We start from the raw sequence: 15,074 nt of genomic DNA on the forward strand, positions 1-15,074 counted from the left end.
GCCGGAAACGTCGCTCATCTCCCGCTTTCTCCGAAAGCCCCCTCCCCCACCCAAGTCGGGCCTGCCCGACTTGGGTTTTCGTTTGCGGATATCGGGCAAGCCCGACATCCGTCGGGGGGAGGGTCTTTTGTGCGTCGAGGACACGGCACCATGGATGAAGCCCGGTTGATCGAAGCCGGCACGCCGGCCTTTCGGCGGGCGACCCTAGCGCTCTTCGCCGCCGGCTTCTCCACCTTCGCCGTGCTCTACGGCGTGCAGCCCCTCCTCCCCGTCTTCGCCGACAACTTTTCCGTCTCGCCCGCCGAGAGCAGCCTCGCCCTGTCGCTGCCCTGCGCGACGCTCGCCATCGCGCTCCTCGTCGTCAGCCCGTTGTCGGAGGTGTTCGGCCGCAAGCCGGTGATGACCGCCTCGCTGTTCGCCTCGGCGCTGCTCACCATCGCGGCGGTGCTGATGCCCGACTGGCACGGCTTCCTGATCCTGCGGGCCCTGACCGGGATCGCGGCCAGCGGCCTGCCCGCGGTGGCGATGGCCTACTTGAGCGAGGAGATGCACGGGCGCGCCATCGGCCTGTCGATGGGGCTGCTGATCGGCGGCAACGCGCTCGGCGGCATGGTCGGGCGGCTGCTGGCCGGCATCATCGCCGACCACGCCTCCTGGCGCTGGGGCCTCGGCACCATCGGCGTACTGGCGCTGCTGGCGGCCATCGCCTTCCAGTTCGGCCTGCCGGCCTCACAGAAATTCCAGGCGCACCGGATGCGCTGGCGCGAGGTGCCCGGGACCTTCACCCACCATTTCTCGGATGCCGGCCTGCCGTGGTTGTTTCTGGCGCCATTCCTGCTGATGGGCGGGTTCGTCTGCGTCTACAACTATATCGGCTTCCGCCTGCTCGATCCGCCCTACTCGCTGAGCCAGACGGCGATCGGCCTGATCTTCGTGGTCTACCTCGCCGGCACCGCGAGTTCGGCGCTCACCGGCCACGTCGCGAGCGTGCTCGGGCGGCGCAAGGTGCTGTGGCTCGCCATCCTCCTCGGGCTCGTCGGCATCGCGCTCACCATGGCCGAGAACCTGATCCTCATCATCCTCGGCATCGTCGTCGTCACCGTGAGCTTCTTCGGCTCGCATTCGGTGGCGTCGAGCTGGGTCGGGCGGCGCGCCTCGCGCGACCGGGCCCAGGCCTCGGCGATCTATCTCTGCCTATACTATCTCGGCTCGTCGCTGCTCGGCACCGCCGGGGGCTGGTTCTTCCTGCAGTACGGCTGGGGCGGCGTGGCCGGCTTCTTTGCAAGTCTCTACGTGGCCGCTCTCCTCGTCGCCCTTCGATTGACCCGCCTTCCGCCGCTTCCGCTCTCGTGAGGCCGCCATGACCGCATCGGACAACCACGAATCCCAGGTCGATCGCCAGTTCGGGGCGCGGGCCGCCGATTACGTCGCCAGCGCCGTCCATTCTTCTTGTGCCGACCTCGACGCGCTCGCCGCCCTTTGCCGCGACTTGCCCCAGGCCCGCGTGCTCGATCTCGGCTGCGGCGGCGGCCACGTCGCCTACGCGGTCGCCCCGCATGTCCGCACGGTCACCGCCCTCGACCTGTCGCAGGCGATGCTCGACGCGGTGGAGGCGGAGGCCGCCCGACGCGGCCTGACCAACCTCGACACGCGCCGCGCCGCGGTCGAGTCCCTCCCCTTCCCGGATGCCAGTTTCGACCGGGTGCTCACGCGCTACAGCGCCCATCACTGGGCCGACGTGCCGACGGCCCTGCGCGAGGCCCACCGCGTGCTCAAGCCCGGCGGCCGCCTCGGCCTCGTCGACGTCATCCACCCCGGCCCCCCGCTGCTCGACACCCATCTCCAAGCCTGGGAACTCCTGCGCGACCCCTCCCATGTCCGCGACTAAGGCGAAGCGGAGTGGCGCGCGATGCTGACGGAGGCCGGCTTCGTGCCGGGGGCGGTGCAGCGCTGGCGGGTGCGGATGGAGTTTGCGAGCTGGGTTGCGCGGATGGGGACGCCGGACGCGAATGTTGCGATGATCCGGGCATTGCAGGCGGGGGCGCCGGAGGCGGTGCGGGGGTATTTTGGGGTTGAGGTGGATGGAAGTTTTAGGGTAGATGTGATGATTGTTGACGTCGGGCTGATATAATATTATGAATTGGTATTCTATATTTCTATGTATTTTGTATCCGTGTAAGACAGTCCGGTAGTGTTGTGGGATAGCCGTTACTTATAGAAATGTGATTATATTGAACGTACAGAATTTTGGCAAAGTAAGATCGGTTAAATTTGCAGGGAGATTGCGCGTGACCCTCGTTGTAGCAAGGATATCGAATGGAGTAGTCGCGATGGCCGTGGATACTCTGTTGACGGAGCATGATGTGGCTTTGCCTGTGAGTAAAGGAACTTTAAAAATATGTTTTCTTCCAGGTAGAATATGTGTTGGATTTGCAAATTCGCCTGAGTTGGCCGAAAGGGATTTTCAGAATTTCATAAATAAATTTCCTTTAGGAACAGATTTAGAGACATCGGTTTTATATTTCGAGTTATCTAGCAAAAACACTGGCAACGATTATATCATTGCTTCCTGTGATGGCCCAAAAGAATCGTAAAAATTTCGGATGGTTGTCGTGCCAGGACTGTGTCTCAAACAGTCTGGATCGGAGATCGACAAGCATACAATCGTTTCGTAGAAGTAGATAGAAAGCATCGGCGATCATTGGACTCAGGTCGTGCTGTAAGTATATCAATTTTTGCTGACGAAATGGATGGTTCGCCAGCTAGCTCTTTGTATTATGCAATGAAAAATACCGTTGCGGATAAATCTATCGCCAGCGTCGGCGGACTCGTTGCCGTTGCGAGTAGCAGGATCGACGGATTTAGGTTTTCTTCGTTTTGTGACTTGCTTTACGATTGGCCGATGCAGAAGGACGATGAGTATACTGTCAATTTGGATGAGCCAATCACGTACTCATCATCGGCGGAAAATTCTCGCTACTCGCTGTCGCATATCCCGTCTGGATTTTTAAATGCCAACTTCCTGGCATTTTATTTCATCAAAGGTAATCTTCTGTATGTTTTTTATGGAAGGTATAATGGGCTTGCCCGCCAGTGTTATTCAGAAACAGGTGTAGCGCCTGGAAACATTTATAATACCATTAGTAGGTATTTCGGTTTTGATCTGAATTGGTTGGTATGGGTGTTCTCAGGACTGCCTGCTGATTTATCCGTTGTTGGATTAGACGTGCCTGGTGCCACGGGTGTGAGAACCGGCTTCATTTGTCATGCAAACACACACTCTGATGACAAAAAGCAAGCAATCATGTACGCACATGCTCCGCCCTGCGGGGATGATTAGAGATTTCCTAAGTGTTGCAGTTGTTTTAGGAAGGTGTGCTTAATCGCTCCACCGCCCGCTCCCGCCCAATCAACGGCAACAACCCCGCCAGATCGGGCCCATGCTCCAACCCCGTCAGCGCCAGCCGCAGCGGCATGAACAGCGCCTTTCCCTTCGCCCCGGTGGCGGCCTTCACGGCGTCGGTCCAGGCCTTCCACGTGGTGGGGCCGAAGGGGGCGTCGGGGAGGAGGCGGGCGGCCTCGGCGATGAAGGCCGGGTCTGGGATCACCGGGGTGACCGGGCCGGTCACCACGCGCCACCAATCGGCGGCCTCGCTCACGCGGGCGAGGTTGGCCCGCACCGCGAGCCAGAATTTTTCGGACATCTCCTCCGGCACGCCGAGGGCCGTCAGGCGCTCGCGGGCCTCGGCGAAGGGCATGTCGTGGACGAGGCGGGCGTTGAGGCCGTCGAGTTCGGTCGGGTCGAACCGGGCCGGCGCCCGGGAGAGATGGGCGAGGTCGGCGAGTGAAGCCAGTTCGTCGAGGGAGGCGACCGGGCGCACGGCCTCGGCCGAGCCGGTCAGCACGGCGAGCGAACGCACGGCCGCCGGCTCGTAGCCGGCCTCGCGCAGGGAACGCAGCGAGAGATGGCCGAGGCGCTTCGACAGCCCCTCCCCGTCCGCCGTGGTCAGCAGGTTGTGGTGGCCGAAGGCCGGCACGGGGGCGCCGAGCGCCTCGAACAGCTGCACCTGCACGCCGGTATTGGTGACGTGGTCCTCGCCGCGGATCACGTGGGTGACGCCGGTCTCGGCATCGTCCACCACGGAGGGCAGCGTGTAGAGATAGCTGCCGTCGGCCCGAACCAGCACGGGGTCGGACAGCGAGGCGCAATCGACGTGGCTGTCGCCGCGCACGAGGTCGGTCCAGGCGACGACGCGGTGGTCGAGCCGAAAACGCCAATGCGGGCGCCGGCCCTCGGCCTCCAGCGCGGCGCGGTCGGAATCGGTGAGGCTCAGCGCGGCGCGGTCGTACACCGGCGGCTGGCCGCGGCCGAGCTGGCGCTTGCGGCGGCGCTCCAGTTCTTCCTGGGTCTCGTAGCAGGCGTAGAGCCGGCCCGCGGCCTTCAGTCGTGCGGCGGCCGCGTCGTAGAGGGCCGTGCGGTCGCTCTGGCGGAAGAACAGGTCCGGGGTGATGCCGAGCCATGCGAGATCGGTCTCGGCGGCCTCCGCGAACGCTTGCGTCGAGCGCTCCCGGTCGGTGTCGTCGAGCCGCAGCAGGAAGCGCCCGCCGTGGCGCCGGGCGAAGAGCGCGTTGAGCAAAGCCGGGCGGGCGTTGCCGATATGCAGGAAGCCCGTCGGCGAGGGGGCGAAGCGGACGAGGGGTGCGGTGGCCATGCCGCCCGTCTACCCAAATTTTTTGGGTCCCGCACCCACTACGCCGCTCGCTCAGTTGCCGTAGGGGTTGGTCGCCAGCCCGGGGACGAAGAGATTCGAAAAGTTGTAGCGCAGGCCGATGCGGAACTCGTTGGCGGCGAGGTCCTTCACGCGTGTGCCGTAGCCGTAGGCGTCGAGCCCGCTCTTGGCCCGGCCGAGATCTACGTAGCGGTAGGCGGCATCGAGCGTGAAGCCCGCGCCGATGTCGTAGGACACGCCGGCGGTGAGGGCCCAGGCGAAGCTGGTGAGGCCGTAATTGGCGCGGGGCACGGACTCGCGCGGGCCGGTGCCGGGGCGGCCGTCGCAGGCGTCGAGGGTGCAAGTGGTCTGGGTGTAGTTGCGCTTAAAACCCTTGTCGGCGAAGCCGATGCCGCCGCCGATATAGGGCGTGAAGCCGTACCACGTGCCGAGATCGGCGTAGACGTTCACGAGGCCGGTCAGCACGTCGATCTTGCCGGCCTCGATGTTGTAGCCGGTGACGAAGTTCGAGCGCGAGGAATAGCCGCGAAAATCCGAGCTGCCGCGCTGGTCGATGGTGGCGTCCACGCGCAGCCACGGGAAGAGGCGGTAGCCGATGCCGCCGCCGTAGCCGCCCTCCGGGCTCATCCGGATGCCGACCATCGGCGGCAGGCCGGGATCGGTCGGGTCGGGCCGCACCGCGTCCTTGGGGTGGGCGTACCAGCTCTGGGTGAAGTCGCCGCGCAGGTACCAGCCGGTGCCGATCTCGACCGGCGGGGCGACGGGCGGCGGAGGCGGCGGGGGCAGCAGGTCCGCGGCCCCGGCGAGGCCGGGCGCAACGCAGGCGAAGACGGTCGCCGCGAGGGTGAGACGGTTCATGGACACTCTCTCGGGAATCGGCGGCGCGGGCCGCGGTGCGATTGCCTAAGAGCTTGACCGATAGAGGTTATGATCGTCTTAACCTTAACCGATCGGTTGAAGAATAGAAGAACGGCGCGGGAGGGCCCGCGCCGTTCGATCGATGGCGATGTCTTGTCTGGATCAGTACTTGCGCACGAGCGGGCCGGGCGCGTAATCGACCGGCGGCAGCGGGGCCGGAGCGCCGAGCAGGTAGCGCAGGCCGATCTTCACGTCGTGGGAGTCGAGCTCCTTGAGGCGGTAGACCGTCTTGATCCCGCAGGCCGGGACGCACTCGACCACGCCGGTCTCGGCGTTGCCCATGTTGAGGTAGCGGTAGGCGAGTTCCAGCTTGACGTTGTGGGACAGCGAGTAGGCGACACCCGCATGCGCGGCCCAGGCGAAGTTGGTCTTCTCCTTGGCCGGGCCTTCGCCGTAGCCGCCGAAGTAGTTGCCGTAACCGTGATCGTAGCTCTTGCCGAACATGTGGTGGGCGACGCCGACGCCCGCGCCGAAGAACGGCGTCATGCCGAAGAAGGTACCGAGTTCGACGTAGCCGTTCACGAGGCCGACCACCGAGTCGAACTTGCCTTTGGTCAGGTTGTAGCCGCCGGTGTTCGGGACGGTGGTGTCCTCGGCGAACAGGTGCCACTTGGTCTGGAAGCGGTATTCGCCGGTGGCGTCGAAGCGGAGCCACGGGTTGAACTGATAACCGATACCGGCGCCGGCGAACCACTGGCTGCCGACCTTGTCCTGGATCGCCTTGTAGGCGTAGGGGGTCGGGTGCTTGGAGACGTCGACCGCCTCGGTGCGGCGCAGTTCGAGGTCGCCCCAGCCGCCGTCGCCGCGCAGGTACCAGCCGCCCGCGAAATCGATCGGCTCGGCGATCGGCGGGAGCGGCGGGGGCGGCGGCGGGGGCAGCAGGTCGGCGGCTTGAGCCAGGCAGGGCACCCCGACGCCCGCGAGGAGCGTGAGAGAGCGCGCCCAGGCGAGGAGCGTGGTGCGGCGGGGCATGTGGATATCCTTCACTCGTCGGGCGCGCCGGAGACTGTCGGGCCGGCCCGTGGTGCGAGTTGGAGAATGATCCGTTGGGGTTAAGCCGCGCTTAACGTAAAAAATTAGCCTTGCCGATCGGTGGATTTTCTCGCCGAGACTGCAAAAGCGCAACGAGGGGGCCGCCCCCGTTTTGCGGGGGCGGCCGAGAGCAGCGGCTCGAAAGGTGGATGCCGGCTTTTGAACCGCTGCGGTACGATCAATTAAGACATCGTCCCGGATCCGATATCCAGGGCAATGTCTTGAGCCTCAGGCGGCGGCCTTGGTGACGGCGTCCACCACCTCGTCCACCACCTCGTTGACGAGGTCGCGGTCGTCGCCCTCGGCCATCACGCGGATCACCGGCTCGGTGCCGGACGGGCGGATCACGAGGCGGCCTGAGGCGCCGAGGCGATCCTTGGCGTGGGCGATGGCGGTGACGACGGAATCGGCCCGCAGCGGCTCGCCGGAGCGGAAGCGGACGTTCTTGAGGATCTGCGGCAGCGGCTCGAAGCAGTGGCAGACCTCGCTCACCGGCCGCTCCTGGCGCTTGACGACGCTCAGCAGCTGGAGCGCGGCCACCAAGCCGTCGCCGGTGGTGGCGTAGTCCGACATGATGATGTGGCCGGATTGCTCGCCGCCGAGGTTGTAGCCGTGCTCGCGCATGTGCTCCAGCACGTAGCGGTCGCCCACCGCGGTGCGGGCGAGGTTGAGCCCGAGGCCGTTGACGTAGCGCTCGAGGCCGAGGTTCGACATGATGGTGGCGACGAGTCCCGGCTGGGTCAGGCGCTCGTCCTCCTTCCACGAGCGGGCGACGACGGCCATCAGCTGGTCGCCATCGACCTTCTGGCCCTTCTCATCGACGATCAGCACCCGGTCGGCGTCGCCGTCGAGCGCGATGCCGACATCGGCGCGCAGCTCCCGAACCTTGTTGACGAGGGCGGCCGGGGCCGTCGAGCCGACATCGTGGTTGATGTTGAAGCCGTCCGGCTCGACTCCGATGGAGATCACCTCGGCGCCGAGTTCCCACAGGGTCTCGGGGGCGACGCGGTAGGCGGCGCCGTTGGCGCAATCGACCACGACCCGCAGGCCCTCCAGCGTCACGTGGCGCGGCAGGGTGCGCTTGGCGAACTCGATGTAGCGGGCATGCACGCTCTCGATCCGCTTGGCCCGACCGAGATCGCGCGAGCCCGCGAGTTTCTTGCGCAGGTCGCCGCCGTCGAGCAGGGCCTCGATCTCGAGTTCGACCTCGTCGTTGAGCTTGAACCCGTCGGGCCCGAACAGCTTGATGCCGTTGTCCTCGAACGGGTTGTGCGAGGCCGAGATCATCACGCCGAGATCGGCCCGCATCGAGCGGGTCAGCATGGCCACAGCCGGCGTCGGCATCGGCCCGAGCAGCAGCACGTCCATGCCGACCGAGGTGAAACCGGCGACGAGCGCGGTCTCGATCATGTAGCCGGACAGGCGCGTGTCCTTGCCGATGACGACGCGGTGGCGGTGATCGCCCCGCTGGAACACGACGCCCGCCGCCTGCCCCACCTTGAGCGCGAGTTCCGGGGTGATGACGCCGTTGGCGCGCCCGCGGACGCCGTCGGTTCCAAAGTACTTGCGCAACGTCGCTTCTCCGCGGTCCGGACGGGTGCCAGCCGGCCGCACATTAGCAGATCGGAGCCCCGACCGGTCGAACGAGCCGCGGGCGTGGTGAATCGGTTGCTCCGCGACAAAGGCGTTGGAAATACGGCCGATGCTTCAGATCAGCTTCGGCAGCGCCGAGGCGAGCATCGCCACGCCCGAGACGGTCAGGAGACCGAGCACCAGCCGGCGGAAGCCGGCTTCGCTGATGCCGGCATAGACGCGGGTGCCGAGAAGGGTCGGGATCAGCATGGCGAGCAGCACGACGGCAAGGGTCGGCAGCATCGATATGCGGACGACGCCCGAGGCCAGATAGGCGATCATGATGGCCAGCAGCATCGACAGGTTGAAGTTCTGGATGACGTTGCGCTGCACGTCCCGCTCGTAGCCGCGCAGGGTGCACCAGAGCGTCGGCAGCACCCCGGTGAAGCCGCCGAGCCCTCCGAGCACGCCGCCGGCGAGGCCCACGACCGTATCCGCCGCCCGGCCGCCCACGGTGATGCGAGGCAGGTTCTTCGCGAACAGCATGGCCGGACACCAGACGACCAGCAGGCCGCCGAGGATCGCCTTGAACCAATCGATGTCGAGGCGCGGCAGCAGGGCGACGCCGAGCGGGATGCCGACGAGGCCGCCGAGGACGAAGGGCGCGAGCAGCGGGAGATCGAAGCCGCGGCGGACCCTGACGGCGGCGACGAGTTGACCGCCGAGGCTGCCGGCGACGGAGAGGACGGCGGCGAGCGTCGGATCGATCACCCAGGCCCAGACCGACAGGGCGGTGAGGCCGAACCCGAAGCCGGACAGTCCTTGCACGAACCCCGCAAGGGCGGCGCCGAGCGCGACGATCAGAAGGGTCGAGAGGGTCATGTCGCGGTGCGCGTTCCGCCAACCGGAGCGGATCGGATCATCCGACCAAGAAGAAGGGGCGCCTCGCGGCGCCCCTTGCTGAAAGGAACCTGTCCGGGTCGGCCTCAGCCCTGCGGCTGCGGGCTCGGCTCCAGCCCGCCGTCGGTGCCGCGCGGGCGGCCTCGGCCGGTGGAGGGGACCGTGGAGCCGCGGGCCGGGGTCGGCGGGACGTCGCCGGAATCGCGCACCGGAGGCTCGCCCTTGAGCAGCTTGCGGATCTCGTCGCCCGAGAGCGTCTCGTATTCGAGGAGCCCCTGAGCCAGCGCCTCCAGATCGTCGGCCTTCACGCCGAGGATGCGGCGGGCCTCTTCCAGGCCGGCCTCGACGAGGCGGCGGACCTCCGCGTCGATCTTCTGGGCGGTCGCCTCCGAGACCGTCTGCTGACGGCCCATCGACATGCCGAGGAAGACCTCGTCGTTGTTGTCGCCGTAGGCCACGGTGCCGAGTTCCGGCGAGAAGCCCCAGCGTGTGACCATCATCTTGGCGAGCCGCGTGGCCTGCTCGATGTCGGACTGGGCACCCGAGGTCACCTTGTCTTTGCCGAACGTCATCTCCTCGGCGATGCGGCCGCCCATCATGATCGCGAGGCGCGAGGTCATCTGCTCGAACGACATCGACAGCTTGTCGCGCTCGGGCAGCTGCATGACCATGCCGAGGGCCCGGCCGCGGGGGATGATGGTGGCCTTGTGGACCGGGTCGGTGGCCGGGACGTTGAGGGCGACGATGGCGTGGCCGCTCTCGTGATAGGCGGTGAGCCGCTTCTCGTCCTCGGTCATGACCAGCGTGCGCCGCTCGGCGCCCATCATCACCTTGTCCTTGGCGTCCTCGAACTCGTGCATCGTGACGATGCGCTTGCCGCGACGGGCCGCGAGCAGGGCCGACTCGTTGACGAGGTTCATCAGGTCCGCGCCGGAGAAGCCGGGCGTGCCGCGGGCGATGGTCTTCAGATCGACATCGGGGGCCAGCGGCACCTTGCGGACGTGAACGCGCAGGATGCGCTCGCGGCCGGTGACGTCCGGGTTCGGCACCATGATCTGGCGGTCGAAGCGGCCGGGACGCAGCAGCGCCGGGTCGAGCACGTCGGGGCGGTTGGTGGCCGCGATGATGATGACGCCCTCGTTGGCCTCGAAACCGTCCATCTCGACCAGCAGCTGGTTGAGGGTCTGCTCGCGTTCGTCGTTGCCGCCGCCGAGGCCCGCGCCGCGGTGGCGACCCACCGCGTCGATCTCGTCGATGAAGATGATGCAGGGCGCGTTCTTCTTGGCCTGCTCGAACATGTCGCGCACGCGGCTGGCGCCGACGCCGACGAACATCTCGACGAAGTCCGAGCCGGAGATGGTGAAGAACGGCACGTTGGCCTCACCCGCGACCGCGCGGGCGATCAGGGTCTTACCCGTGCCGGGCGGGCCGACGAGCAGCACGCCGCGGGGAATGCGGCCGCCGAGCCGCTGGAATTTCTGGGGGTCGCGCAGGAACTCAACGATCTCCTGCAAATCCTCCTTGGCCTCCTCGACGCCGGCGACATCGTCGAAGCTCACGCGGCCGGACGCCTCGGTGAGGAGCTTGGCCTTCGATTTGCCGAAGCCCATGGCGCGACCGGCACCGGACTGCATCTGGCGGCTGAGAAAAATCCAGGCGCCGATAAAGACGAGGATCGGCAGCCAGCTGACCAGAAGCTGGATGAACCAGGGAGTGTTGTCGGACGGCGGGCGGGCGGTGATCGAGACGCCCTTGCTCTGGAGCTTCGAGACGAGGCTCGGATCGTTGGGGATGTAGCTCGTGAAGTTGCCGCCGCCCACATAGCTGCCGCTCACGTCCTGACCGGCGATCACGACGGACTGGATCTTGCCGGAATCGGCGTCGTTGAGGAGCTGGCTGTAGGCGATCTCGCTGCCGCCGCCGCGGTGACCCGGGTTCTGGAACAGGGTCACCAGCGCGAGCACCAGCAGGAAGATGACGACCCACAGGGCGAAGTTGCGGAAATTCGGGTTCATCTCTCGGTCCTGAGAGGCGTGCGGGCGACTTCCCGCGGCTGCCGGGGCATGCTCCACGCGCTCCGGGCCAATGTAGGCGGCGGTTCCCCCGTTGCCAAGTAAATCGGCGGCCCCTGCGGCGAGGTCGCCGTGCACGGTTACTTTCGGGGCGCGACAGGGCGGCGCGGCGGCGCGGGGGTGAGGCGGATGCGGCCCGAGGGGCCGACGCCGATGATTTGGCCGCGCAGGGTTCGGCGCAGGGCCTCGCCGCGGGCGAGCGCAGGCAGGATGCCGTCGAGAACGAGGTTTTCCAGGCGTTCCAGGCGCTTGGGCGGTGCCGCGTAGTCGTGGCCGAGCGCCGTATCGAGCACGCGCAGGACGATGGCCACCGGCTCCCCGGCGAGGCGGTGACCATCGAGGGTGAGCACCTCCCCATCGCCCGCGAGGCGCACCTGCGCGAGCACCGTGGCGGCACGGACTGCCAGCGCCGCCTCGTCGCGGGCGATGCGGGCGGCGAGCCGCGCCAGCCGTTCGGTCGAAAGCCCCTCCCCTTCCAGCAGCGGCAGCAGGCGGCGCAGCCGGGCGCGGGCGAAGCGCTCGTCGGCGTTCGACGGATCGTGCACGAAGGGCAGCGCATGGGCGGCGCAATAGGCGACGAGGTCGGCTTTTGCGATGTCGAGGAACGGGCGCGCGAGGTGAAGCCCCTCGCCGAGGGGACGCTCGTTCCGCATGCCGGCGAGCCCGGCCGGACCGCTGCCGGCGATCAGCCGCATCAGCACGGTCTCGGCCTGATCGTCGCGGGTGTGGGCGGTGAGGATGCGATTCGCGCCGATGCTTTTGGCATGCTGCGCGAGAAGCTGGTAGCGCGCCGCCCGCGCCTCGGCCTGGATGCGGCCCGCGCGCCGCGGCGTCTCCCAGGTCAGCACCGTGTGCGGCAGGCCGAGTTCTTGCGCGAGGCGGGCGACTTCCGCGGCCTCGTCAGCCGAGCCTGCACGCAGGCCGTGATCGATCGTGGCGACGAACAGCCCGGCCGGGGCGCCGCGGATCGCGGCGGCATGCATCAGGGCGGTGGAATCCGGCCCACCGGAGACGGCAAGCAGAACCGGCACGGTCGCCCCGTCGAGGAACGGCGCGAGGGAAAAACTGAGAGGATCGTCGTTCCGCATCGGCTTTGTCCGAAAGCCGGTTCCCACCGATCGAGCCGTTGCTCCGGGACCGCCGGGATCAAGCCGCGCAGCGGGCGCGCTTCTGCTCCCGCTCGACGCCCTGGCGCACGGTGGCGCCCGCGCCGGGGAACTTGCGCTCGACCTCGGCCAGCGTCGCGCAGGCCTGGGCCTTGGCGCCGAGCGCGTGGAGCGAGGCGCCGAGCTTCATCATCGCCTCGGGGGCGACTGGCGAGGCGGCGTAATCGGTCGAGACCTTCAGGAACTGCTCGGCGGCCTCGCGCGAGCGGTTGCGCTGGAGGTAGCTCTCGCCGAGCCAGTAGGTCGCCTTCGGCACCAGCCGGTCGCGGGGATGCGACTGGATGAACTGGCGCAGGCTCATCTCGGCCTGCTCGTATTGCCGCTCGCGGATCAGGCTGTAGGCGGCCTCGAAATCGGCCTGGGCGTCGCCGCTGCCGGTGGCCGCGATGCTGGCCGAACTCGGCGGCTCGGCCGCGGCGACACGCGCCTGCGGCGGGGCGATGTCGACTGGGCCGCCGAGGCCCGGCGGCGGCAGGTCGGTGTCGCCGGGTTCGCCCGCGTCACCTTCCTCGACGCCGGCGCTGCGAAGCGGCGCGTCGGCCTCGGCGATGGCGCCGGTGGGCAGCGGCAGCGAGGGCTGGGTGGAGCCGAGTTGCTTCGGTGCGCCCGGCGCGTTCGGGTTCTGGGCCGGATTGAAGGCGTCGCCGCGCTTGGCCGGCTTGCCGTCTCCCTTGCCGTCGCCCGGATTGACGCCGTAAGGCGTGCCGCCCGAGGGCGCCGCGGCGGGCGGTGATGCGGGCGCGCGCTTGGCGGCGGGCGCCGGGGCGCTCCCCTTGCCCTCCTGCAAGCGGAACTCGACGTCCTCCTGGAACTTGCGCAGCTGCTCCTTGAGCTGGCGGTTCTCGTATTGCAGCGTCTCGATCTGGCCGGAGAGCTGCCGGGAGACGTTCTCCAGGCGGTTCAGGCGCACGATCAGCTCGGAGGCGTCCTGCGCCCGCGCGGGACAAGCGAAGGCGAGCGCGAGCCCGAGGGTGAGAAATAGGCGGCGGAGCATGGGGGCTGGCACCGATCGTCAGTCTGTTCGCGGCCGTACCTTCCGGTTAGCAGAAGCCCCGGCCGGCCGCAAAACCGGGTTCCTGCCTGCCGATGTCAGGAGCCGGCGCCGTTGTCGAGCACGGTGACGGCGCGGCGGTTCTGCGACCAGCACGAGATGTCGTTGCACACCGCGACGGGGCGCTCCTTGCCGTAGGACACCATCCGCATCCGGCCCGCCGCGATGCCGCGGGAGGCGAGGTAGTCCTGCACCGCCTGTCCGCGCCGGGCGCCCAGCGAGAAATTGTACTCGCGGGTGCCGCGCTCGTCGGCATGACCCTCGATCAGGAAGCTGTAGCGCGGGTAGCGCTGCAGCCACGCGGCCTGCTTGTCGAGGGTGGCGGTGGCGGTCGGCGTCAGGTCGGTCGAGTCCGACTCGAAGAACACCCGGTCGCCGATGTTGACGACGAAATCCTGCGCGCTGCCCGGACGCGCCGGGCCGCCCGCGCCCCCGGCCCCGAAGCCCGAGGCGTCGGCGAGATCGGAGTCCTTGGTGCAGGCGCCGAGCCCGAGGGCCGCGCACAGAGCCAGCGTGAGGGAAAGCCCACGGAGAGGCGCGGGTGTCGGCATCGTCTTGGCTCCTCGGCCCGCTTGCGCGCGGGCCGGCTGCGTTCGGTTGCGAACGGTGTAACGGCGGATGGTTAAGCGTCCTTGACGCAAGGCACGTCGTAGCCGTGGGCGGGGTGACTCCCGGTGCGCCCGCACACCCAAACACTCACCGTTCAATGCGGCGCCTCGGAGACGCCGGCGGCGTCCCGCGACTTTCGCGGCCGGTGTTGCGGGCCGGCAACAGCCTCAGGCGGCCCGCAGCACCGCGATGGCCGAGCGGGCCCGCGCGGCGTCGGCCAGCGCGTCGTCGAGCGCCACCGCGAGGTCGGCCTCGCGCAGGCAGGCCTGTTCCAGCCGGGCGCAGGCCTGCGACAGCGACGAGAAGGCGAGCGCCCCGCTCGACGAGACCAGAATGTGGGCGTCGCGGGCGAGCTGATCGCGGTCCGCCGACGGCGGTTCCAGCCGGGTCGCGATTTCCTGGTCGAGGGCGCCGAGCAGTTCGAGCAGGCGCGGGCGCCCGAACAGGTCTTCCAGGTCGGCCATCGTCTCGGCGTCGAAGTCGTGCGCGGTCATGCGGCGTTCCTGCCTTGCGAATCCTTGACGTGACGCAACCGTCTCAAGGGAACGTTAACCGGACCGAGGTGTCATGCGGCCGGACCTCACCGGAACTGGGCCATGGTTTCACGTCCCACCGTCCTCATTGTCGAGGACAATTATCTCTTGCTCGAGATGCTCACGCACTTGTGCGAGCAGGAGGGCATCGCCGTGCTGGCGGCATCGAGCGGCGAGGCGGCGCTGACCATGCTGCGCGACGGCCGCACGGCGATCGACTGGCTGTTCACCGACATCAACCTGCCCGGCCTGATCGACGGCTGGACGGTGGCGGCGGCCTATCGCGAGCGCCATCCCCGCCGCCCGGTGATCTACGCCTCGACCCAGCCGCAGCTGGAGCGCCGCACGGTGCCGGGCAGCCTCTACGTGCGCAAGCCGTTCCAGATCCGGGAGATCCTGGCGCTGGCACGGATGATGGCAGTGGAGAGCCAGAACGCCGAGCCGATGCGCGCTGCGGGTTGAGTCTCCGCCTCGCGATAACGGGGCGAGAG

Annotated in this window: 14 protein-coding genes and 1 pseudogene; 5 read left to right on the top strand and 10 right to left on the bottom strand. The window is 67.7% G+C overall.

Annotated elements, in window-relative coordinates:
* The first annotated feature begins 150 nt into the window (after positions 1-150).
* The 4 genes and pseudogenes from ASG52_RS16665 to ASG52_RS27325 all read left to right on the top strand — a co-directional run bounded on the left by ASG52_RS16665 (position 151) and on the right by ASG52_RS27325 (position 3,340).
* Complete coding sequence (locus ASG52_RS16665; RefSeq protein WP_056245531.1) at positions 151-1,353, top strand: MFS transporter; 1,203 nt, start codon at positions 151-153, stop codon at positions 1,351-1,353.
* A 7-nt stretch (positions 1,354-1,360) separates the two neighbouring features.
* Positions 1,361-2,131: pseudogene (locus tag ASG52_RS16670) on the top strand (class I SAM-dependent methyltransferase).
* 157 nt (positions 2,132-2,288) lie between these two features.
* Entirely contained in the window at positions 2,289-2,594 is a 306-nt protein-coding gene (locus ASG52_RS27320; RefSeq protein WP_156384000.1) for a hypothetical protein, read from the top strand.
* Between the two features lie 107 nt (positions 2,595-2,701).
* Positions 2,702-3,340: a hypothetical protein gene (locus ASG52_RS27325; protein ID WP_156384001.1), complete on the top strand. Its 639-nt coding sequence runs from the start codon at positions 2,702-2,704 to the stop codon at positions 3,338-3,340.
* A gap of 25 nt (positions 3,341-3,365) precedes the next feature.
* On the opposite strand, the gene gltX is transcribed toward ASG52_RS27325, so the two are convergent.
* The 10 genes from gltX to ASG52_RS16720 all read right to left on the bottom strand — a co-directional run bounded on the left by gltX (position 3,366) and on the right by ASG52_RS16720 (position 14,544).
* A complete protein-coding gene (gene gltX, locus ASG52_RS16675; RefSeq protein WP_056245534.1) occupies positions 3,366-4,712 on the bottom strand; it encodes a glutamate--tRNA ligase in 1,347 nt (448 codons plus the stop codon).
* 51 nt (positions 4,713-4,763) lie between these two features.
* Positions 4,764-5,588: an outer membrane protein gene (locus tag ASG52_RS16680; protein WP_056245536.1), complete on the bottom strand. Its 825-nt coding sequence runs from the start codon at positions 5,586-5,588 to the stop codon at positions 4,764-4,766.
* A 162-nt stretch (positions 5,589-5,750) separates the two neighbouring features.
* The gene (locus ASG52_RS16685) at positions 5,751-6,620 is read right to left on the bottom strand and encodes an outer membrane protein (RefSeq protein WP_056245539.1); all 870 of its coding nucleotides are present in this window, start codon (positions 6,618-6,620) and stop codon (positions 5,751-5,753) included.
* Positions 6,621-6,908: 288 nt separating this feature from the next.
* Positions 6,909-8,252, bottom strand: coding sequence for a phosphoglucosamine mutase (gene glmM / locus ASG52_RS16690; RefSeq protein ID WP_056245546.1), 1,344 nt, complete (start codon positions 8,250-8,252; stop codon positions 6,909-6,911).
* A 135-nt stretch (positions 8,253-8,387) separates the two neighbouring features.
* Positions 8,388-9,134 carry a sulfite exporter TauE/SafE family protein gene (locus ASG52_RS16695; RefSeq protein ID WP_056245549.1) on the bottom strand — a complete coding sequence of 249 codons (747 nt, stop codon included), beginning with the start codon at positions 9,132-9,134 and terminating at the stop codon, positions 8,388-8,390.
* A gap of 104 nt (positions 9,135-9,238) precedes the next feature.
* Positions 9,239-11,167 carry an ATP-dependent zinc metalloprotease FtsH gene (gene ftsH / locus ASG52_RS16700; RefSeq protein WP_056245557.1) on the bottom strand — a complete coding sequence of 643 codons (1,929 nt, stop codon included), beginning with the start codon at positions 11,165-11,167 and terminating at the stop codon, positions 9,239-9,241.
* Between the two features lie 137 nt (positions 11,168-11,304).
* Positions 11,305-12,312, bottom strand: coding sequence for a tRNA lysidine(34) synthetase TilS (tilS, locus tag ASG52_RS16705; RefSeq protein WP_056245558.1), 1,008 nt, complete (start codon positions 12,310-12,312; stop codon positions 11,305-11,307).
* 58 nt (positions 12,313-12,370) lie between these two features.
* Positions 12,371-13,384 carry a tol-pal system protein YbgF gene (gene ybgF, locus ASG52_RS16710; RefSeq protein ID WP_056245561.1) on the bottom strand — a complete coding sequence of 338 codons (1,014 nt, stop codon included), beginning with the start codon at positions 13,382-13,384 and terminating at the stop codon, positions 12,371-12,373.
* Between the two features lie 95 nt (positions 13,385-13,479).
* The gene (gene pal / locus ASG52_RS16715) at positions 13,480-13,992 is read right to left on the bottom strand and encodes a peptidoglycan-associated lipoprotein Pal (protein ID WP_056245563.1); all 513 of its coding nucleotides are present in this window, start codon (positions 13,990-13,992) and stop codon (positions 13,480-13,482) included.
* A gap of 225 nt (positions 13,993-14,217) precedes the next feature.
* Positions 14,218-14,544: an Hpt domain-containing protein gene (locus ASG52_RS16720; RefSeq protein WP_056245567.1), complete on the bottom strand. Its 327-nt coding sequence runs from the start codon at positions 14,542-14,544 to the stop codon at positions 14,218-14,220.
* A 102-nt stretch (positions 14,545-14,646) separates the two neighbouring features.
* Here ASG52_RS16720 and ASG52_RS16725 point away from each other — a divergent pair, with 102 nt between their 5' ends.
* Positions 14,647-15,045 carry a response regulator gene (locus tag ASG52_RS16725; protein WP_056245570.1) on the top strand — a complete coding sequence of 133 codons (399 nt, stop codon included), beginning with the start codon at positions 14,647-14,649 and terminating at the stop codon, positions 15,043-15,045.
* Positions 15,046-15,074: the final 29 nt, after the last annotated feature.

The sequence above is a fragment of the Methylobacterium sp. Leaf456 genome, from assembly GCF_001425465.1.
Classification (GTDB): Bacteria; Pseudomonadota; Alphaproteobacteria; order Rhizobiales; family Beijerinckiaceae; genus Methylobacterium.

Bases quoted from the DNA above. Each gene is read 5' to 3' on its own strand.
- ftsH (WP_056245557.1), bottom strand. From the start codon at position 11,167: ATGAACCCGAATTTCCGCAACTTCGCCCTGTGGGTCGTCATCTTCCTG.
- pal (WP_056245563.1), bottom strand. From the start codon at position 13,992: ATGCCGACACCCGCGCCTCTCCGTGGGCTTTCCCTCACGCTGGCTCTG.
- ASG52_RS16695 (WP_056245549.1), bottom strand. From the start codon at position 9,134: ATGACCCTCTCGACCCTTCTGATCGTCGCGCTCGGCGCCGCCCTTGCG.
- ASG52_RS16725 (WP_056245570.1), top strand. From the start codon at position 14,647: ATGGTTTCACGTCCCACCGTCCTCATTGTCGAGGACAATTATCTCTTG.
- ASG52_RS16665 (WP_056245531.1), top strand. From the start codon at position 151: ATGGATGAAGCCCGGTTGATCGAAGCCGGCACGCCGGCCTTTCGGCGG.
- ybgF (WP_056245561.1), bottom strand. From the start codon at position 13,384: ATGCTCCGCCGCCTATTTCTCACCCTCGGGCTCGCGCTCGCCTTCGCT.
- tilS (WP_056245558.1), bottom strand. From the start codon at position 12,312: ATGCGGAACGACGATCCTCTCAGTTTTTCCCTCGCGCCGTTCCTCGAC.
- ASG52_RS16685 (WP_056245539.1), bottom strand. From the start codon at position 6,620: ATGCCCCGCCGCACCACGCTCCTCGCCTGGGCGCGCTCTCTCACGCTC.
- ASG52_RS16680 (WP_056245536.1), bottom strand. From the start codon at position 5,588: ATGAACCGTCTCACCCTCGCGGCGACCGTCTTCGCCTGCGTTGCGCCC.
- ASG52_RS16720 (WP_056245567.1), bottom strand. From the start codon at position 14,544: ATGACCGCGCACGACTTCGACGCCGAGACGATGGCCGACCTGGAAGAC.
- gltX (WP_056245534.1), bottom strand. From the start codon at position 4,712: ATGGCCACCGCACCCCTCGTCCGCTTCGCCCCCTCGCCGACGGGCTTC.